Here is an 18077-nt window from a genome sequence, read left to right as displayed (position 1 = left end):
TCTTTAGTATTTGTTTTCGATTGTAGTTATTTTGGCATCACCCCAAAGGCTCTCGATATTGTAGTATTCACGAATGTGTTTCTGGAAAACATGTACCACGATATGCACATAATCCATTAGGACCCACTCAGCGTTATCGGTTCCTTCTACGTGCCAGGGTTTATCTTTAAGGTCTTTCGATACAGTTTTTTGAATTGAGTTTACTATGGCGTTAACCTGGGTATTTGAATTTCCGTTGCAAATTACAAAATAGTCACAAACCGCTGTGTCTATCTCTCTTAAGTCAAGAATGTCGATATCATTTCCTTTTACTTCTTCAATCCCTTTTATTATGTTCGCCAATAGAACATCATTATTAATAGTCTTTTTCGCCATGAATTATTTTATATGAATTTGTAAAGTTACCAAATTTTGTGATTATTTTTGAACCTTAACAAAATATTAAATTAAGTTATTTAAATTACTTAAATGAAACTAATCAAACTCGATGCCATAGATTCGACAAACGACTTTCTTAAGGCATTGGCAAGCCAGGATGAACTTGATAATTTTACAGTGGTAACGGCTGAAAATCAGACAAAAGGCAAAGGACAAATGGGAGCAAAGTGGCAGTCTGAGTCAGGTAAAAACTTAATTATGAGTGTCTTGGTAAAGGATTTTGTCTTTGATAATGAACAGGTTTTTAACCTTAACATTATTATTTCTTTAAGTGTAATTGAAGTTTTAAAATCGTTAAATATTCCTGATTTAAGTATAAAATGGCCTAACGACATTATGTCATACACCAAGAAAATTGGTGGCATATTAATCGAAAATACCATAAAAAGTGATGGCAGGATCGTGTCAGTTGTTGGATTTGGACTTAATGTAAACCAAACTAATTTTGATGGATTACCAAATGCCTCTTCATTGGCAGTTATTTCAGGCAATACTTTCGACAAAGACAGTTTTCCGCCAATGGTTGTAAAAAGGGTAAACGAAAAAATCAGATTATGGGAAAGCAGTTCGGAAGTTTTCTGGAAAGAATATTTCAATTCATTATTCCGAAAAGGAGTTCCAATGCCTTTTAAGAATCTTCATCCAAAATCTTCAGGAGAAAATTTTATGGGAATCATTCAGGGTGTTTCAAATATTGGTAAACTACAGGTTTTACTGGAAGATGATTCTGTTGCAGAATTTGATATTAAGGAGATTCAGATGCTTTATTGAGAGGCGCTAAGGGACTAAGATTCTAAGGTTCTGAGTTTTTTATAAAGACAGAAAGTTTTGGGGATTTTAAGAAACTTATTCTTTTATGTTTTTGCGATATAAAAAAAGTCCAATCTAATGATTGGACTTTTTTTATAATTTAAAACTAATAAGTTGCAATTATAATTTTGTCATGTTATTAGCTAAAGTTTCAATAAACTTGCTGATTGGACCTTTTACCATCATGGCCATCATAGCATTGAATTCGCCTTCAAAGAATAGCTGAACAGCACTTTCTGAGTCAGAAATGCTATCAATATTAGAAACTAAAGTAAAAGGAAGTTTATCGCTTGCTGCTCCCAAAACAATTTTACTAGGAGCCACTTTGTCTTTCATTTTTAGTTTAATTTCCGGCATACCTTTCAATCCAAAAATAAAAGCATCTTCGCCAATTACTTCAAATTTAGCGATGTTATCCGGCATTAATTTTTCAAAATTCTTTACATCAGTCAATAAATCAAATAAATCCTGAGCTGATTTCTGAACAGTAACTTTTGGACTTTCTAAGTTCATATTTTATTTTTTGTTTTATAATTTAACCGCAAAGGGCGCAAAGTTTTTTATCTACTAAATTTTATAACGCAAAGTTCGTAAAGCGACATCTGTTTAAATTTATAAAAATCTAAAATTACGCTTCTTCTTTTCCCCAGGTAGACGGACTTCCGTTCCATTCCAGTAAAGTAGATTGCTGATCTTCGCTGATATATTGTTTTTGAACTGCTAAGTCCAGTAAATTTTCATAATTACTTAAAGTATACAAATCAATGTTGGCATTTTTAAAGTTTTCTTCGGCAACATTAAATCCGTATGTAAAAATTGCTGCCATTCCTTTAATATTAGCACCTTCATTGCGTAAAGCTTCCACAGCCATTAAACTGCTGTTTCCGGTACTAATTAAATCTTCGACCACAACAACATTTTGTCCTTTTTGTAAAAAACCTTCTACCTGATTTTGTCTTCCGTGTTTTTTTGCTTCCGGACGTACATATACAAAAGGCAATCCAAGGCTTTCGGCAACAAGAATCCCCACTCCAATAGCTCCAGTGGCAACACCGGCAATCACATCAGGTTTCCCAAATTGTTTTTCAATGTTTTTCGCAAACTCATCACGAACGTAGTTTCGGATGCTCGGAAATGAAAGAATTAACCTATTATCACAGTAAATAGGAGATTTCCAACCAGAAGCCCATGTAAAAGGATTTTCGGGATTCAATTTAATTGCATTTATTTGCAAAAGCAATTCGGCTGTTTTTTCGGCAGTATCTTTATTAAAAATCATAGTACAAATGTATAAAGTTTTTGTGAACGACAAACCACTTTTTTTGACAAATGAAATCTCAAAAGAGACTAATTTTCAACTATTCCTATTAGAGAGTATTGATATTGAGCAGCTTATTGTAAAAATATTTCAAAATAAAATACAAAAAGCTTATCTGTATCATCCTGACGAAAAGGAAATTATGAAAACATTAAAAGCCAAAATCCCTGTAAGTAAAGCGGGTGGAGGCTTTGTATATAATAAAAAAGGCGAAGTTTTATTTATCTTCAGAAACGGAAAATGGGATTTACCGAAAGGCGGAATCGAAAAAGGAGAAGAAATTGAAGCAACAGCTATGCGCGAGGTCGAAGAGGAAACTGGCGTAAATAAGCTTCGAATTACAAATAAGCTTCAAAAAACGTATCATATTTTTAAACGTAACGGAAAATACAAACTCAAAATCACGCATTGGTTCGAAATGTATTCAGATTTTGAAGGAACTCCACAAGGACAAATTGAAGAAGGTATCGAAAAGGTTGCCTGGTTAAATCCGGAACAAATCAAAGATGCTTTAAAAAACTCTTATGAGAATATAAAATTGTTGTTTGAAGAAGAGAATCAATTGAAATAATGATTAGATAAAAAAACAATTGCAATGTCAATTGCAAAAATCAATATCAAATTTCAGGATTAATATTTTTGACATTATTCTTATTTCAAAATTGATTTTTGCCATTGATTTTTGATATTGATAACGTGCCACCATTAAAAAAAAGACCCAATCAACTTTGCGTTCATTGGGTCTTTTTTTTAATGCTGTCGGGCTATACGCGCTACTTCGGTAGCTTGCTTCTATCCCTCACGCTGGACTATCAATAACTTTTAGTGTTACTTGCTGTTCTCGTCTTTGATTCCCTTAAGAAGCGCATAAATAGCCATTGCATGACCCTGACCCAAGTCAAAATCTTCTTTAAGCCAGTTTACAATATCTCCGGCTTTTACCTCAGATTTGAGTTTTCCATCTGCTGTAAAACCTTTTTGCTCTGCTAAAGCTTTAAACTCTGCCGGTCCGTTTCCTGTTTTTTCTTTGATTGTTTTTAAATATCCTTGAAATGACATAAAAATAGGGGTTAGTTGGTTAATCTATATTGTACGAAAATACAAATTAAAATGAATCGTTTTTACATCCTTAGTTTAAACTGATTAAGTGTATTATCAATTAAATACTCCATCTCTAAAAAATTATGAGTAAGTTTTAAAACTTCTTCCTGTAAGTTTTCAGGATTTAATTTTATCCAGCCTTCCATTAAAGTTAACGGACCATGATTAGCACTTACATTTTTCCACTTTTGTTCGTATTCTTTAAAATCTTCTCTAAAAGCCTCGGCAAACTTTCTGCTTTGAATAGAATAACCTTTTAATTTCCTCAATTTTAAAGCATGAATATTGTACATTATTTTTTGTTTGGCTATTGTTGCATCATTAACCCAAACAGAAAAGAAAATTCTCGACTCAGCTGTTAAGGCTTCTTCTGGATTGCTTGCCCATGATTTTTTGTACAATTTGATAAAAACCGAATCAACATAAATACCCACTGCAACTTCTATAGATTTTTGGAGCAAAAGCTCCTGATCGATTTGATTGGCGATTTTTTGAAAATGTTCCAGATAAAAAGAAGTATTCATTTTGTTTGATATTTAATGATTGGAATAATAAAAAGTAATTTGATTTTAGTCTTTATTAAAGTTCAAAACTTTGACAAAGATTTCTATGTAAAGCTTTGCGATCTTAGTGTTTTTACAAAATAGCCAAAAGAAAAAACTTAGTGTACTTTTCGATAATAAAACTAAAGCACTCGATAAACAGGATACTGTAAATGCGCCTTTTCATAATAAACAGAATGCTTGTAAATCCAATCTAATTGGGCTTCCGGGTTTTTAGCAAATACAGCGTCAGTTTGTTTTTTAGATTCTAACTCTGCTTTTAAAGCTGGATTATCTTTTAGGAGTTTTGCAGCGGTATCTTCAAAAATATATTCTGAGTAATGTTCTTTTTGCTGTAAAATAGGATCGAAGAAATTCCAGTTAAAGAAAGAGTCAACACCTTCGGGTTCGAAAGCTTCTACTAAATATTTCACGCCTTTTTGATTTGTTGGAACTAGGTAATCACCTTTGGCGAAAGCCATTTTAACCATTTTAGAAGTTAGGGTTGTATTGTAATGCAAATAATGCCCTTCGTAAGCATTTGAAACCGTTTTAAAGTCTGCAATTCTATAACTTTCTACCTCTATAATGGTATCGTTTTTAATTTGTTGAAACGAAATGTTATTGTTTTTTAAAAGATCTATAATATTCCAATAACCACGCGGAATAATATAAGCTGTTGGAATCACAACTTCTTTTACAGATTTAAATTCTTTGATATAAGGAACATCTTTTTTGTATGGTTTGTTTCGGTCATAATACAAGCGGTTTCCGGTTGTGGCTTCGCTTTTTTTATAACCGGCTTCGTATCCTAGAAATGAAAATGTGGTGGCTTTTGTACTGTCTAATTCCCATTTTAAAGTATAGGGCTTTTTAGGCTGATATTGTTCCAGGTTCTTCACTCGAAGTTCCTTGATTTTTTGATAATTGGCATCAGTAAAATCCAAAGTCGATTTCATGTATTCGTAAGTCATTTTTACACGTTCAGCATATTTTTTCAGCATGTGTGTTTCAACCACGAAACCAATCGTATTAAATAATGACGTATAACCGGTTGTATATCTCGGACTATCCACAAACTGACCAAATCCTTTGTCCGGAGTATCTTTAAACGAATCTACATAAGGCGTGGTTTCGATTTTCTTTTTCTGTAAATCTTTGACTAAAGCCGGCATCATTTCGGTATTCATAAAATCGCCCAAAACGGTTCCTAGCTTATTATGCTGTGTCATGATATAAGTTAGTTTGTATTGATAATCAGATCCGTTGCTGACATGATTGTCGATGAAAACATCGGCATTTATTTTTTGAAAAATTTCGACAAAACTCTTTGTATTTCGGGTGTCAGATTTCATTAAATCACGATTCAGATCATAATTTCTGGCATTTCCCCTAAAACCATAAATTTCAGGTCCGTCCTGATTCGCTCTTGTAGTCGAATTTCGGTTTAAAGCACCTCCAATATTATAAACCGGAATAGTAACCAGAACCGTATTTTTTGGTGCCTTAATTTTTCCAATTGCCAAATCACGGTAAAATTGCATCGTAGCGTCGATTCCGTCAGGTTCTCCGGCATGGATTCCGTTATTGACAAAAAGGACTGCTTTATTTTTCTGAATTTTATCAAAGTCAAATACTGCGTCAGGATTGTAGGTAACCATGTGCAAAGGTTCTCCGGAATCTGTTAATCCCATTTCTTTCACCTGAATGGTTGGAAAATCATTTGCCAACATCTTAAAATAGGCTATAGTTTCTGCATAAGTTGCGGATTGGTTTCCGTTTCCTTTTTCAAAAAAAGTGTCGTATTTTTTATTGTTTTGAGCGAAAATGGTGAGTGTGAAAAGTGAAATGATAATGGTAAGAAGTTTCATGGTTTTGGTTTTATAGCAAGAATCAAATATAATTAAATTTTGTTTCAGGTTTTTGTTTGTTTCAGGTTTAAGGTTTTGAATGGGATAAAAAGATTAACAGCAAAGTACACTAAGTTTTTTGCTATACAGGATTTTATAAAAACACAAAGTTCGCAAAGCTTTAAAGACAGACTTGGTGAACTTTGCGTAAACCTTTGCATCTTTGCGATAAACTGTACGCAAAATTTAATCGCATTTCAACCTGAAACCTGAAACCTGAAACAAAAAAACAAACAAAACTCACAACAACTTAGCAAGCTCGATTATTCCTTCTTCGATTTGTTTTTCTGTTAAAGAGGCATAACCTAATCTGAATCCTGAGACGGGCTGATTGAAACTGAACTTTTCGGGAGTCATGATTTTTATTCCTTTGAGAAGTAATTTATCGGCAATTTCAAAAATATCTACAGGCGAATTGGGAACAATCCAAAAGGCCAAACCGCCTTCGGGTTTTATAAATGTGGTTTTGTCTTTGAGATATTGATTGCAGATCGTTTCAAAGTAATCTCTTTTTGCTTTGTAAATTAGTGTTGTTCTTTTCAGGTGTCTTTTGATCTCGCCTTCGTTTATGAGTTGTAGAACAGCTTCTTCCATTATATTATCGCCCTGAACATCGATCATTTTTCGATGTTTTCCGACTTTTAAAATTGTTTCAGTATTACTAACCAAATAACCAATTCTTAAGGCTGGCGCGACAATTTTACTTAAGGTTCCAATGTAAACCGTGTTTTTGGCATTACTGTAACTTGAAATGGGTAAAATAGGTCTTTGCCCAAAATGAAATTCATTATCATAATCATCTTCAATAATTGTAAAGTTGTATTGATTGGACAATTCGATAAGCTGTAACCGTCTTTTAAGACTAAGTGTAACAGTGGTTGGAAACTGATGGTGTGGTGTTACATAAATAGCTTTTATGTTGTTGTATTTTTCTAAATACGCCCTGACCTCATCGATTATCAAGCCGTCTTTGTCAACATTTATGGGTAATAATTTAGCTCCGGCATTTTCAAAAGTTTCCCATGCAGGTTTATAGCCCGGATTTTCAACCATTACATAATCATCTTTTTCAAACAAACAAAAAGAAGTTAAATACATTGCCATCTGGCTCCCTCGTGTAATGCAAATTTGATCGGACGTAATATTCATTCCTCTTTTAAAATTCAGCATCTGAACGATAGCTTTTCTGAATTCTAAATTTCCAAATTCAGTGCTATACCCCATAATCTGCCAACGAGATTTTCGATTAAAAATCTGTCTGTAAGCTCTTGCTAGTTCATTCATTGGAGCAATCCGGCTGTCGGGAATTCCATCATCAAAAATAATAAGTGGTTTTATTGCTTCATCTACTGGTTTATGGATCTGATTTTGTTTTTTGATTTTAGTAGTGAGCGGTAAAACATCGGCAACAAAAGTTCCTTTTCTTTCTAAGGTAATCAGCCAGCCTTCGGCAATCAGAACATCGAGTGCTTCAATAACAGTATTTCGGTTCACTTTTAATAATCCTGCGAGCTGTCGGCTTCCGGGTAATGCATTTCCGCTGTTAAGCATTCCTGTTTTAATAGCTTCAATTAAAGCATCAGCGATTTGCAAATAAATTGCTTTATCACAATTGGTATTCAACTGAATTTCTAATTGCCAAGGTCGTAACATCTGGTCTAGTTGTTTAAATTAAAACTGTGTCAGTAGGGTAGTCCAAAGTTAAGATAATTTTGAAACGCAATAATGCAAAACAATAATAATTTAGAAATTATGGAAACTAAAAAACAATTTTCATCCAAAGATTTTCACGAAACATTTGCCAGACCAAAATTTGTTATGCCAGAAAAGTTAATTCACAAAAATGTCGAACAAGCGGGAGTTCATTCTCAATTTTCTACAGAACGAAAACATCCTGTGTTTTTTGTTGATCTTCCGAGTAAGAATGTGAGCATGACGATTGGAGGTTTATTGCCGGACCAAATGACTAATAAACACCGACATACTTATGAGACGGTTTTATACGTAATTGAAGGGCATGGTTATACTGAAGTTGAAGATCAAAAAGTAGAATGGAAAGCGGGTGATGCCGTTTATATCCCGAGCTGGGCGTGGCATAGACATAAAAATCTGAGCAGCGAGGAATCAGCCAAATATATTGCCTGCGAAAATGCACCTCAGCTTCAGAATCTGGGTGTTGCTTTAAGAGAAGAAGAAGGAAGGGATTTATAATGTTTAATAGCTAAAAAATGAAGAATACAACACTTAAAGGTATTATTGCTTATCCGATTACGCCGTTTGATCAGGAAGAGAAAGTTGATATTTTATTGTATAAAAAACTATTGGAAAGATTGGTTGTTTCCGGCTCTCATGCTGTTGCTCCGTTAGGAAGTACGGGTGTAATGCCTTATTTGACAGATGAAGAAAAAGAAGCGATTACAGAAGCAACTTTGCAACAAGTCAACAATAGGGTTCCTGTTTTGGTGGGAGTTTCAAACTTAACCACTGATAAAACTATTTATCACGCCAAATTTGCTGAAAAAGCCGGAGCAAGTGCGGTTATGATTATCCCGATGAGTTACTGGAAACTTACGGATGATGAAATTGTAAAGCATTATGATGCTGTTGCCAGACAAATTTCGATTCCCATCATGGCATACAATAATCCGGCAACGGGAGGAGTAGATATGTCGCCAGCTTTGCTAAAAAGGCTTTTAGAAATTCCGAATGTGACCATGATTAAAGAAAGTACGGGAGATGTACAGCGAATGCATTATTTGAAGAGAGAATTGGGCGAAGAGGTTGCTTTTTATAATGGTTCAAATCCGTTGGCATTGGCTGCGTTTTCGGCAGGTGCTTCGGGATGGTGTACAGCTGCTCCCAATTTGATTCCTGAACTGAATCTGAATTTGTATCAGGCGATTCAGGATAATGATTTACAGGAAGCTCAGAAGGTTTTTTACAAACAATTGAATCTTTTAAAATTTATTGTCAGCAAAGGTTTACCAAGGACTATAAAAGCAGGTTTGAAAATTCAGGGAATAGAAGGCGGTTTTTTAAGAAGCCCTTTGAAACCATTGACTGAAAATGAAATAGCCGAATTTAAATTGATTTTAAAAGAAGTCTTTTAACCGCAAAGACACAAAGGTTTACGCAAAGTTCGCAAAGTTTATAGCCAGAGCTTTGCGGACTTTCTGTTTTATAGAATCTTGCCTAAAATAACTTTGCGCACTCTGCAGTTAAATTTTCAGACGATTTTATTCTCATTTCGAACCTGAAACAAACAAAACCTGAAACAAAAACTATTTTGACTACTTTTGCAAAATGAATAAAAAACACCATTCCAACAATATACTTTCGAACTTAGGAATTGAGAGCCTAAACGAAATGCAGGAAGTTGCTCAGGATGCAATTTTAAACGATAATAATGTTTTGTTACTTTCTCCTACAGGTTCAGGAAAAACCCTGGCTTTTTTATTGCCTGTTTTAGAACTGTTACAACCTGAAATTCTTTCGGTTCAATGCTTAATTTTAGTGCCTTCGCGCGAATTAGGTTTACAAATCGAACAGGTTTGGAAAAAAATGGGTACAGATTATAAGGTAAATATTTGTTACGGCGGACATTCGATCGATACTGAAATTAAAAACCTTAGTAATCCTCCGGCTGTTTTAATTGGAACGCCCGGAAGAATCGCCGATCATATCGACAGGGAAACTTTCAGGACAGATAAAATCCAGACTTTAATTCTGGATGAATTCGATAAATCATTGCAATTGGGTTTCCATGAGCAAATGTCTTATATCATTGGAAAACTCACTAAACTAAACAAACGTGTTTTGGTTTCGGCAACTTCTGATATTGAAATTCCGAAATATACACGAGTAGTAAACCCGACAGTTTTAGATTTTATTCCTGAGGAAGAAGAAAAAACGAATCTTTCGATGAAGATGGTGGTTTCGCCTGCAAAAGATAAACTGGAAAGTTTGTTTAATTTGATTTGTTCCCTGAAATCACAATCGGCAATCATATTTTGTAATCACCGTGATGCGGCGGAGAGAATCAGTGATACTTTAAACGAAAAAGGAATTTACGCTACTTATTATCATGGCGGAATGGATCAGGAAGAGCGCGAACGTGCTTTGATTCAGTTTAGAAACGGAAGCATGAGTTACCTCATCACAACAGATTTGGCTGCCCGTGGTTTGGATATTCCCGAGATGAAACATGTTATTCATTATCATTTGCCTTTAAAAGAAGATGAGTTTACACACCGTAATGGTCGTACAGCGCGTATGCAGGCTACCGGAACGGCTTATATTATTATTCACGAAAGTGAAAAAAAACTGGATTATATTGACTACGGAATGGAGGTTTTACAGGTCGAAAACGCAACTACTTTGCCTAAGCCACCAGAATTTCAAACTATTTATATTAGTGGCGGAAAGAAAACAAAACTGAATAAAATTGATATTGTGGGGTTCTTTTCTCAAAAAGGAAAACTGGAAAAAGGCGATTTAGGTTTGATAGAAGTAAAAGACTTTATTTCGTTTGCTGCTGTAAAATACAATAAGGTAAAAGATTTACTTAAGAATGTAAAAGACGAAAAAATGAAAGGCAAGAAATTTAAAATTGAAGTTGCCCGTAAAGTAGTGAAGAAAGAGGAGGAGAGATAGTTTTTTGCTTCAGGTTTCGGATTTCAGTTTTTTTGAATGACAACTTTGTTTAAGCTGACGATTTTTTGAAAGTTAAGATGTATTTATTGTAATAAAAAAGCTGTTAATTTATGATGTTTACAGGCTTTTTAAATGCTGATTTTAGCTAAATTCTTTGGTAGATTTGATGTGTTTAACCTAGTCTTATTTTGTTGATTTTCAGTATTTTATTTGGGGATAAATGTTGTTTTAAATTGATTTCAAAGAGCAATCTTAATTTATTGTTAATAAATTAACGGATAAGGCTTTAATTTATCATATTTTCTGCGTTTCTTGTACCGGTAAATAATAAACCCCAAATTAATTATGAAAAGAATTATTACGATTGCCATTTTGTTGTTTAGTGTTGTGTCTTTTGCACAAATTAAGGTTATTGAAACTGTACCGGTTGAAAAATTAGGAAAAGTAAATAACAACTATATTCAAAAAATTGGAGATGAATATACTGTTTATTATACAAGTATTCAGAATGATGATGAGTCTTCAAGTTTGAGAAAGTTTACATTCAAAAATGTTAACAATGATTACACAAGTCTTTACAATATCATTATTAATGGTTTTTCTGCAAGTCCTTTATATGATATCAAATTAGAATTGCCTAATAACTATATTTGGTTGCACTACACAGGAAGTGTAATTCCTGAAAAAGCTACAGTTCAGTTTATGGTTTCTTCTAAAGAAGCTTCTTCTGCAACAAGCAGCGTTTCTGAGCCATTTGTAAAAGATCAGATCAATAAATTATTCCAAAAATAATTTACTTTAAAATACCGTATTAAAAAAGGCTATTCGAGATTTTGAATAGCCTTTTTTATATTGTTTCAGGTTTGAGTTTTTTGTTTAAAGTTTCAGGTTTCAGGTTTGTTAACTTGAGAGTTTTGGCAAAAAAAATAAAAACTTAGCCCCTCAGAATCTTAGCAACTTAGTACCTCAAAAAAACTATATTTTCTTCACGTATTGTGTGATGATTACAATTTGTTGACCGTCTACTTTTCCTTCAATATATTCGGCATTTTCGTGGTCTAAACGGATGTTACGTACGGCAGTTCCTTGTTTGGCAACCATACTCGATCCTTTTACTTTAAGATCTTTGATTAAAACTACAGAATCTCCGTGTTCTAAGATTACTCCATTACTATCACGGTGAATAATTTTGTTTTCATCGTCTTCGCCTTCTCCTGTTGCTTGAGCCCATGCAAGGGTATCTTCGTCTAAATACATCATGTCCAGCAATTCCTGAGGCCAGCCTGCTGCACGCATACGGCTTAACATTCTCCAGGCAACGACTTGTACCGCAACGTTTTCATTCCACATGCTGTCATTAAGACATCTCCAGTGATTTAAATCTGTTTTTTCCGGGTTTTCAATCTGATCAATACAAGTGTTACAGGCTAATACAGCTTCATCAATTCCACCTTTTTTAGTTGGCAGAACTTGATAAACTTTTAAATTTTCTTCATTACCGCAAAGTTCACATTTAGATCCGCTTCGTTTGCTTAATTCTCTCTCGATACTCATTATTTGTTGTTTGTTTTAAAAATGCGAAATTACTTATAATTTGCTTCGCGTGCAAGTTTGTTATTTTTGAGGGTGTTTTTTTATCATTGCGAGGAACGAAGCAATCTCAATACAATAGCTGAATCACTTTGAAAGATATAATTTGTCTCTTTCTTAGCAATAATTCTTTTTGAATTACTTCTTCACCCTAACCGCATCCGGTACCAGCATTTCGTACTCACCGCCATTACGCAATACATCACGAACAATGCTTGAACTGATATAAGATGTTTTTGCAGCGGTTAACAGAAATACAGTTTCGATTTTAGAAAGACGTCTGTTGGTATGGGCTATGGCTTTTTCGAATTCAAAATCGGCGGGGTTACGCAAACCTCTTAATATAAAATGTGCTTTTTGTTTATGTGCTAAATCAATCGTTAAACCTTCGTAAGTGATAACCGAAATTTTAGGTTCGTCTTTGAAGGTTTCTTCGATGAAACGTTTTCTTTCTTCGAGTGAAAACATGTATTTCTTTTCGGCATTGACACCAATTGCGATTACAATTTCATCAAAAAGAGAAATTCCTCTTTTAATAATGTCTTCATGTCCAAGTGTAATAGGGTCAAATGATCCCGGGAATATGGCTTTTCGCATTTCTTTAAAGTTTCTAAGGTTTTGAGATTCTAAAGGACTAAGTTTTTTTAGGTTCAAAGGTAAACTTCGACTTCGTTTAACTTTATAATTGAAAAAATAAGGTGCTAAAATCTTAGAATCTTAGCACCTTAGTATCTTAGCCTCTTTAAGAAAGAGCTAGTTCAATTGCATTGGTGAATAAATCTTCCAGAGAAATTCCGGCTGCTTTTGCTTGCTGCGGAATCAAACTTTCGGTGGTTAATCCCGGAATGGTATTCATTTCTAACATATGTGGTTCATTGTTAACGATGATAAATTCACTTCTGGAGAACCCTTTCATTTTTAGCACTTCATAAGCACGTTTGGCAGTTTCAGCTACTTTTTGAGTTAGTTCGTCTGAGATTCTTGCCGGTGTGATTTCTTGTGATTTTCCTTCGTATTTGGCTTCGTAATCAAAGAAATCATTATCAGAAACAATTTCTGTAATTGGTAATACTTTGATTTCTCCCTGATAATTAATTACTCCAACAGAAACTTCGGTTCCGTCAAGGAAACTTTCGATGATAATTTCGTTGTCTTCTTTGTAAGCTACTTCGATGGCAATTGGTAATTCGGCTTCGGTTTTTACTTTTGAAATTCCAAAGCTTGAACCTGCTTTATTTGGTTTTACAAAACATGGTAAACCTACTTTTTTTACAATTTCCTGTGTATTAATAACATCGCCTTTGTTCAGGTAATAAGAAATCGCTGTTTTGATTCCGTATGGTTTTAATACAGATAGTAAATCACGTTTATTGAAGGTAAGTGCTGCCTGATAATAATCGCAAGACGATTGCGGAATATCTAATAATTCAAAATAAGCCTGCATTAAACCGTCTTCGCCCGGAGTTCCGTGAATGGCGTTGAAAACACAGTCAAAAGTAATTTTCTGGTCGTTTACCGTTACAGAGAAATCATTTTTATCGATTGCATATTCAGCATCTTTTTCGTCTACATATACCCACTTTTCTTTAAAAATGTGAATACGGAACCCGTTGTATTTTGTTTTGTCAAGATATTGATAAACAACGTTTCCGCTGATAAGCGAAATTTTATATTCGCTTGAATATCCGCCCATGATGATGGCTATGTTTTTCATTTTATGATGTTTATTTATTTAATCGTTTATTTATTTAAGGTTTTGCCTAGAATTTTCACTAATTCAAATTCACTTTGAAGAACTTCGGCTTCAATCAGTCTGACAAATAGTGCCGAAAATAATCTTATGAAAACTGAACTCTTAGCCCTGATGGGAGCGACATCCTTTTGTGGCGGTGTTCGCCATAAAAGATATAGCGGACAGCAGGAAACAGCTCCTTATCATAACCTGTATTAAAAGCTTTCTTGTTTTAAACAAAATTATCATTTTTTTTGAAACGAAATAGCTTTATCTTTGCGTCAACTAAAAATAAATATATGAGTTTACGTAAGTATTTAACTAGCCGGGTGTTTTTTTTACAAGTATTGAGTGCGGCTGCTATTATTGCGGTTTTGGGTTATTTGTTTATGCATTGGTTGACTTTTACAACTGATCACGGACACGAAATTGCGGTTCCAAATTTGGCTAAACTAACTGAAGAGCAAGTGGAGGCAAAATTAGATGAACTGGATTTAGATTATGTGCTTTTGGACAGTGTTGATTATAGAAGTGAATTTCCAAAATACAGCGTTGTTGAGCAGGATCCGTTGCCGGGAACGATGGTTAAAGTGGGAAGAAAAATATATATTAAAATTAATGCATCTGGTTTTTCATCTGTCAGAATCCCTGATTTGATTGAGAAAACATATCGTGAGGCGGTTCCAACTTTAAAAGCTTTAGGGCTTGAGGCAGGAACGATTACATATATTCCGAATCTTGGAAAAGATATGGTTTTGGAAATGCGTTATAAAGGAAGAAATTTAAAAGTAGGAGATCGTGTGTTGAAAGCTTCAAAAATCGACTTGGTTTTAGGAGACGGAAAAGCAACTTATGAAGATGAAGGTCAGGCTGCAGACAGTACAGCTGCACCAACTACTGAAACCCCAAAAGATGAGCAATAATATTGAAAATTTAGATCTGGAAGACGAATTATTCGAACATTTCAGATTTGAAGTCCCTAAAGGTCAGGCGCTTTTGCGTATTGACAAATATTTAATGAATTTGATTCAGAATGCAACACGAAATAAAATTCAGAACGCTGCAACTGAAGGAAATATCTTTGTAAATGATATTCCGGTAAAATCAAATTATAAGGTTAAACCATTTGATGTAGTAACGGTAATGTTATCACATCCGCCATTTGAAAACCATATTCTTCCGGAAGATATTCCGTTGAATATTGTTTATGAAGATGAAGCTTTGTTGCTGATTAATAAAGAGCCGGGAATGGTGGTGCATCCTGGTCACGGAAACTATACAGGAACTTTGGTAAATGCTTTGGCACATCATTTTGATAATTTGCCAATGAACAGTAGCGAACGCCCGGGATTGGTACACCGAATTGATAAGGATACATCCGGACTTTTGGTGGTGGCAAAAACTGAAGCTGCGATGACACACCTGGCGAAACAATTTGAGGCCAAAACATCTGAACGTGAGTATATCGCTCTGGTTTGGGGAAATGTTGCTGAAGAAGAAGGAACGATTGAAGGTAACCTTGCCAGACATTTGAAAGATCGTATGCAAATGGCTGTTTTTGCTGATCCTGAGATTGGAAAACCTGCGATTACCCATTATAAAGTTTTGGAGCGTTTTGGATATGTGACTTTGATTTCCTGTAAACTGGAAACAGGAAGAACACACCAGATTCGTGCTCACATGAAACACATTGGGCATCCGTTGTTTAACGACGAGCGTTACGGTGGTCATTTGATTTTGAAAGGAACTACGTTTACAAAATACAAACAGTTTATAGAGAATTGTTTTAAAGCTTTACCTCGTCAGGCGCTTCATGCTAAAACACTTGGTTTTGTGCATCCAAATACAGGCGAAATGATGCGTTTTGATACGGAGTTGCCTCAGGATTTTCAGGATTGTTTAGAGAAATGGCGTAATTATGTGAAATCGCATAATACTGAAGATGAAGAGAATTAATTAGATAATGTGATAATTGGTCAATTAGATAATTTTATAGTAAAAAAAGCTCCTGTTGGGAGCTTTTTTTATTTTACTATTAAGAGATTAAGTTAGTTAACCGTTGAACTTAATTTTCTTAATCCCTGAATGGTTAAAACTTATTGAATGGCTTTAATTGTTAAGTCAGTTATTTTGACTTCGCCGTTTGTGATGAAACCTAGCTTTCCTTTTGGGCTTAAATTGCTTTTTTCGATTGAACATTCTAAAAAGCTGGTGTTGTCAACTGAGAAGTATAATTGGTTGTTTTGAACCTTAATCTTTATCGAATACCATTTGTTATTTTCCAGTTTCATTACTTTTTTAAATAATGTTGGACCGCCTCGTTTATCATATTCGTCACTGTTTTTGTGGTAAACACCTTTACCAATTACAATATTCTGATCGATTTGATATAAGTAAGTCCTGATGTAATTTTCTTTATCAATGTTTAACATGATTTCAAACAAAGACTCTTTGGTCATGTTTGCATTAAACGTGATTTCGTAATTTGCCGGAAGCTTCTTTTTAGATTCGATTACGCCCCAATGCATTGGACCTCCGGTTCCTGTTAAGGTGTCTTTTTCGAGAAACCATTCTTTAGAATTGAAATTCCAGTTGGATTTCAGGGCAGTGGTTTCGCTTATTTTGTATGCTGTTTTTGTTGTCGAAATTGTATTGCAACACGAAGTAATGAGCAGAGGTAATGCTAATACCAGGATATATTTTATTTTCATTTTGTTTTTAATTTAACTCCGAGTGGTATTTTATTTTACCAATTGATCCTGTTGGATTTGGCAAAAGTTCAAAAACCGAAGTAGGAGCAAGGCCGGATTCTATACGATGCGAAACGTATAAAATACTAACATTTGTTTCTTGTTTTATGGTATTGATTAACTGAATAACCAAATCGACATTTTCGTCGTCTAAACCTTCTACAGGTTCATCTAAAATCAATAATGGCGGATGTTTAAGAACGGCACGAACAATTAAGGCAACTCTTTGCTGACCGATTGAAAGATCGATAAAACGTTTTTTACGTAAATGACTCATTTCAATTACTTCAAGCCATTGGGCTACAGTTTGTTTTTGTAAAGTGGTTGGTTCGATGTAAAGACCAATAGAGTCAAAAAAGCCGGAAAGTATCATTTCTTCTAAGGTGTGTCCTTTTTGGAACAGATCTGTCATTGAAGTAGTGAAAATTCCAATTTGTTTTTTGATGTCCCAAACGCTCTCGCCAGTTCCTTTTTTTCTTCCGAATAAATATAAATTTTGCCCAAATCCTTTTGGGTTATCTCCTGTAATTAAGGATAAAATAGTGCTTTTTCCGGAACCGTTTGGACCAATTAACTGCCAGAATTCGCCTTGTTTTATAGTCCATGAAATGTTGTCTACAATTTTTCGGTCGTCATAACTTACAGAAACATGATCCATTTTGATTAATACACTTTCGTGGAAGGAATGTGGTTCTATCGCTTTTGGAATTGCTGACGTATTCAGGGTTTTAAAGTGATTTTCTGTTTTTAAAACAGGATGTAACTCGAATGTATTGTCTTTGATTTGGGCTTTATTGGGAACAAAATCCAAAACATCAACAACACGATTGACTAGTTGGATAATGGCAATAGTATTGGTTAGTTTTTCAAGAGATTGCGCCAGGGTTACACGCGAAGCCTGATCTAAATGATCAAAGGGATTATCAAAAATGATAAAATCAGGATTTTGATTGATGCAATATTTTAAAAACTCTTTTTTACGTTCGCCTGATGAAAAGGTTCTCAGTTGTCTGTGTGAATCCGGAGCGGCTTCGACGATATCATATTGGTATTCTTTTTCGATAAATTTCTCGATGGCGATGTCTGAGAACAAAATTCCTTTTTGGTTGTTAAAAACGGCTAATTCTCCTTTGGCTTCGCCGGAAAGTAATGTTTCTATAAAAGCTTTTTTATTTACCTGATTTGATAAAAGTATATCCCAATGTTGCATTTTGTATTTGTATTTTAAAACTG

The 18077-nt window shown here is 34.4% G+C and carries 20 protein-coding genes; 8 read left to right on the top strand and 12 right to left on the bottom strand.

The annotated features are described in order from the left end of the window. Window positions 1-3 precede the first annotated feature (3 nt). Window positions 4-375, bottom strand: coding sequence for a ribosome silencing factor (gene rsfS, locus A4F88_RS13135; RefSeq protein ID WP_042564267.1), 372 nt, complete (start codon window positions 373-375; stop codon window positions 4-6). A 93-nt stretch (window positions 376-468) separates the two neighbouring features. Between rsfS and A4F88_RS13130 the strand changes: the two genes are divergently transcribed. After that, window positions 469-1209 carry a biotin--[acetyl-CoA-carboxylase] ligase gene (locus tag A4F88_RS13130; RefSeq protein ID WP_068843069.1) on the top strand — a complete coding sequence of 247 codons (741 nt, stop codon included), beginning with the start codon at window positions 469-471 and terminating at the stop codon, window positions 1207-1209. Window positions 1210-1368: 159 nt separating this feature from the next. Here the strand turns inward: A4F88_RS13130 and A4F88_RS13125 are convergent, their stop codons facing one another. Continuing rightward, the gene (locus A4F88_RS13125) at window positions 1369-1761 is read right to left on the bottom strand and encodes an orotate phosphoribosyltransferase (protein WP_068843068.1); all 393 of its coding nucleotides are present in this window, start codon (window positions 1759-1761) and stop codon (window positions 1369-1371) included. 115 nt (window positions 1762-1876) lie between these two features. Then, on the bottom strand, window positions 1877-2527 hold the full coding sequence (gene pyrE / locus A4F88_RS13120) for an orotate phosphoribosyltransferase (RefSeq protein ID WP_068843067.1): 651 nt from the start codon (window positions 2525-2527) through the stop codon (window positions 1877-1879). A 7-nt stretch (window positions 2528-2534) separates the two neighbouring features. On the opposite strand from pyrE, the gene A4F88_RS13115 reads away from it, so the two are divergent. Further along, complete coding sequence (locus A4F88_RS13115; RefSeq protein ID WP_068843066.1) at window positions 2535-3137, top strand: NUDIX hydrolase; 603 nt, start codon at window positions 2535-2537, stop codon at window positions 3135-3137. A 257-nt stretch (window positions 3138-3394) separates the two neighbouring features. Here A4F88_RS13115 and A4F88_RS13110 read toward each other — a convergent pair whose 3' ends face one another. The 4 genes from A4F88_RS13110 to pdxR form a co-directional block, all read right to left on the bottom strand. Next, on the bottom strand, window positions 3395-3625 hold the full coding sequence (locus tag A4F88_RS13110) for a DUF4287 domain-containing protein (protein WP_068843065.1): 231 nt from the start codon (window positions 3623-3625) through the stop codon (window positions 3395-3397). 62 nt (window positions 3626-3687) lie between these two features. Beyond that, complete coding sequence (locus tag A4F88_RS13105) at window positions 3688-4191, bottom strand: hypothetical protein (protein WP_068843064.1); 504 nt, start codon at window positions 4189-4191, stop codon at window positions 3688-3690. 161 nt (window positions 4192-4352) lie between these two features. Beyond that, window positions 4353-6080: a M14 family metallopeptidase gene (locus A4F88_RS13100; protein WP_068843063.1), complete on the bottom strand. Its 1728-nt coding sequence runs from the start codon at window positions 6078-6080 to the stop codon at window positions 4353-4355. Window positions 6081-6359: 279 nt separating this feature from the next. Further along, window positions 6360-7772, bottom strand: coding sequence for a MocR-like pyridoxine biosynthesis transcription factor PdxR (gene pdxR / locus A4F88_RS13095; RefSeq protein WP_068843062.1), 1413 nt, complete (start codon window positions 7770-7772; stop codon window positions 6360-6362). 99 nt (window positions 7773-7871) lie between these two features. On the opposite strand from pdxR, the gene A4F88_RS13090 reads away from it, so the two are divergent. The 4 genes from A4F88_RS13090 (at window position 7872) to A4F88_RS13075 (ending at window position 11564) form a co-directional block, all read left to right on the top strand. Then, entirely contained in the window at window positions 7872-8330 is a 459-nt protein-coding gene (locus A4F88_RS13090) for a cupin domain-containing protein (RefSeq protein WP_245179108.1), read from the top strand. A gap of 17 nt (window positions 8331-8347) precedes the next feature. Further along, window positions 8348-9229, top strand: coding sequence for a dihydrodipicolinate synthase family protein (locus A4F88_RS13085; RefSeq protein ID WP_068843060.1), 882 nt, complete (start codon window positions 8348-8350; stop codon window positions 9227-9229). A gap of 193 nt (window positions 9230-9422) precedes the next feature. Next, window positions 9423-10772, top strand: coding sequence for a DEAD/DEAH box helicase (locus A4F88_RS13080; protein WP_068843059.1), 1350 nt, complete (start codon window positions 9423-9425; stop codon window positions 10770-10772). 345 nt (window positions 10773-11117) lie between these two features. Then, a complete protein-coding gene (locus tag A4F88_RS13075; protein ID WP_068843058.1) occupies window positions 11118-11564 on the top strand; it encodes a hypothetical protein in 447 nt (148 codons plus the stop codon). A 183-nt stretch (window positions 11565-11747) separates the two neighbouring features. Here the strand turns inward: A4F88_RS13075 and A4F88_RS13070 are convergent, their stop codons facing one another. The 3 genes from A4F88_RS13070 to A4F88_RS13060 all read right to left on the bottom strand — a co-directional run bounded on the left by A4F88_RS13070 (window position 11748) and on the right by A4F88_RS13060 (window position 14076). Then, window positions 11748-12326 carry a PhnA domain-containing protein gene (locus tag A4F88_RS13070; RefSeq protein ID WP_068843057.1) on the bottom strand — a complete coding sequence of 193 codons (579 nt, stop codon included), beginning with the start codon at window positions 12324-12326 and terminating at the stop codon, window positions 11748-11750. Window positions 12327-12500: 174 nt separating this feature from the next. Further along, on the bottom strand, window positions 12501-12959 hold the full coding sequence (gene coaD, locus A4F88_RS13065) for a pantetheine-phosphate adenylyltransferase (RefSeq protein ID WP_068843303.1): 459 nt from the start codon (window positions 12957-12959) through the stop codon (window positions 12501-12503). Between the two features lie 145 nt (window positions 12960-13104). Continuing rightward, window positions 13105-14076 (bottom strand): D-alanine--D-alanine ligase, encoded by a 972-nt coding sequence (locus A4F88_RS13060; RefSeq protein ID WP_068843056.1) that lies wholly within the window; start codon window positions 14074-14076, stop codon window positions 13105-13107. A gap of 317 nt (window positions 14077-14393) precedes the next feature. On the opposite strand from A4F88_RS13060, the gene A4F88_RS13055 reads away from it, so the two are divergent. Continuing rightward, entirely contained in the window at window positions 14394-15017 is a 624-nt protein-coding gene (locus A4F88_RS13055) for a PASTA domain-containing protein (RefSeq protein WP_068843055.1), read from the top strand. Continuing rightward, window positions 15007-16050 (top strand): RluA family pseudouridine synthase, encoded by a 1044-nt coding sequence (locus A4F88_RS13050; RefSeq protein ID WP_068843054.1) that lies wholly within the window; start codon window positions 15007-15009, stop codon window positions 16048-16050. The genes A4F88_RS13055 and A4F88_RS13050 overlap by 11 nt, the downstream gene beginning before the upstream one ends. 140 nt (window positions 16051-16190) lie before the next feature. Here the strand turns inward: A4F88_RS13050 and A4F88_RS13045 are convergent, their stop codons facing one another. Together A4F88_RS13045 and A4F88_RS13040 are read right to left on the bottom strand one after the other, a co-directional pair. Next, window positions 16191-16805: a hypothetical protein gene (locus A4F88_RS13045; RefSeq protein ID WP_068843053.1), complete on the bottom strand. Its 615-nt coding sequence runs from the start codon at window positions 16803-16805 to the stop codon at window positions 16191-16193. 7 nt (window positions 16806-16812) lie between these two features. Then, window positions 16813-18054, bottom strand: a complete 1242-nt coding sequence (locus tag A4F88_RS13040) for an ATP-binding cassette domain-containing protein (protein ID WP_068843302.1) — start codon at window positions 18052-18054, stop codon at window positions 16813-16815. Between the last annotated feature and the right edge of the window lie 23 nt (window positions 18055-18077).

This window comes from Flavobacterium chilense, assembly GCF_001602525.1.
Taxonomy (GTDB): Bacteria; Bacteroidota; Bacteroidia; order Flavobacteriales; family Flavobacteriaceae; genus Flavobacterium; species Flavobacterium chilense.
The sequence above is the reverse complement of the archived record's forward strand: the minus strand, read 5'-3'. Positions and strand labels throughout refer to the sequence as shown.

Bases quoted from the DNA above. Each gene is read 5' to 3' on its own strand.
- A4F88_RS13090 (WP_245179108.1), top strand. From the start codon at position 7,872: ATGGAAACTAAAAAACAATTTTCATCCAAAGATTTTCACGAAACATTT.
- A4F88_RS13080 (WP_068843059.1), top strand. From the start codon at position 9,423: ATGAATAAAAAACACCATTCCAACAATATACTTTCGAACTTAGGAATT.
- coaD (WP_068843303.1), bottom strand. From the start codon at position 12,959: ATGCGAAAAGCCATATTCCCGGGATCATTTGACCCTATTACACTTGGA.
- A4F88_RS13115 (WP_068843066.1), top strand. From the start codon at position 2,535: ATGTATAAAGTTTTTGTGAACGACAAACCACTTTTTTTGACAAATGAA.
- A4F88_RS13045 (WP_068843053.1), bottom strand. From the start codon at position 16,805: ATGAAAATAAAATATATCCTGGTATTAGCATTACCTCTGCTCATTACT.
- A4F88_RS13055 (WP_068843055.1), top strand. From the start codon at position 14,394: ATGAGTTTACGTAAGTATTTAACTAGCCGGGTGTTTTTTTTACAAGTA.
- pdxR (WP_068843062.1), bottom strand. From the start codon at position 7,772: ATGTTACGACCTTGGCAATTAGAAATTCAGTTGAATACCAATTGTGAT.
- A4F88_RS13110 (WP_068843065.1), bottom strand. From the start codon at position 3,625: ATGTCATTTCAAGGATATTTAAAAACAATCAAAGAAAAAACAGGAAAC.
- A4F88_RS13070 (WP_068843057.1), bottom strand. From the start codon at position 12,326: ATGAGTATCGAGAGAGAATTAAGCAAACGAAGCGGATCTAAATGTGAA.
- rsfS (WP_042564267.1), bottom strand. From the start codon at position 375: ATGGCGAAAAAGACTATTAATAATGATGTTCTATTGGCGAACATAATA.
- A4F88_RS13130 (WP_068843069.1), top strand. From the start codon at position 469: ATGAAACTAATCAAACTCGATGCCATAGATTCGACAAACGACTTTCTT.
- A4F88_RS13105 (WP_068843064.1), bottom strand. From the start codon at position 4,191: ATGAATACTTCTTTTTATCTGGAACATTTTCAAAAAATCGCCAATCAA.
- A4F88_RS13125 (WP_068843068.1), bottom strand. From the start codon at position 1,761: ATGAACTTAGAAAGTCCAAAAGTTACTGTTCAGAAATCAGCTCAGGAT.
- A4F88_RS13075 (WP_068843058.1), top strand. From the start codon at position 11,118: ATGAAAAGAATTATTACGATTGCCATTTTGTTGTTTAGTGTTGTGTCT.
- A4F88_RS13100 (WP_068843063.1), bottom strand. From the start codon at position 6,080: ATGAAACTTCTTACCATTATCATTTCACTTTTCACACTCACCATTTTC.
- pyrE (WP_068843067.1), bottom strand. From the start codon at position 2,527: ATGATTTTTAATAAAGATACTGCCGAAAAAACAGCCGAATTGCTTTTG.
- A4F88_RS13040 (WP_068843302.1), bottom strand. From the start codon at position 18,054: ATGCAACATTGGGATATACTTTTATCAAATCAGGTAAATAAAAAAGCT.
- A4F88_RS13050 (WP_068843054.1), top strand. From the start codon at position 15,007: ATGAGCAATAATATTGAAAATTTAGATCTGGAAGACGAATTATTCGAA.
- A4F88_RS13085 (WP_068843060.1), top strand. From the start codon at position 8,348: ATGAAGAATACAACACTTAAAGGTATTATTGCTTATCCGATTACGCCG.
- A4F88_RS13060 (WP_068843056.1), bottom strand. From the start codon at position 14,076: ATGAAAAACATAGCCATCATCATGGGCGGATATTCAAGCGAATATAAA.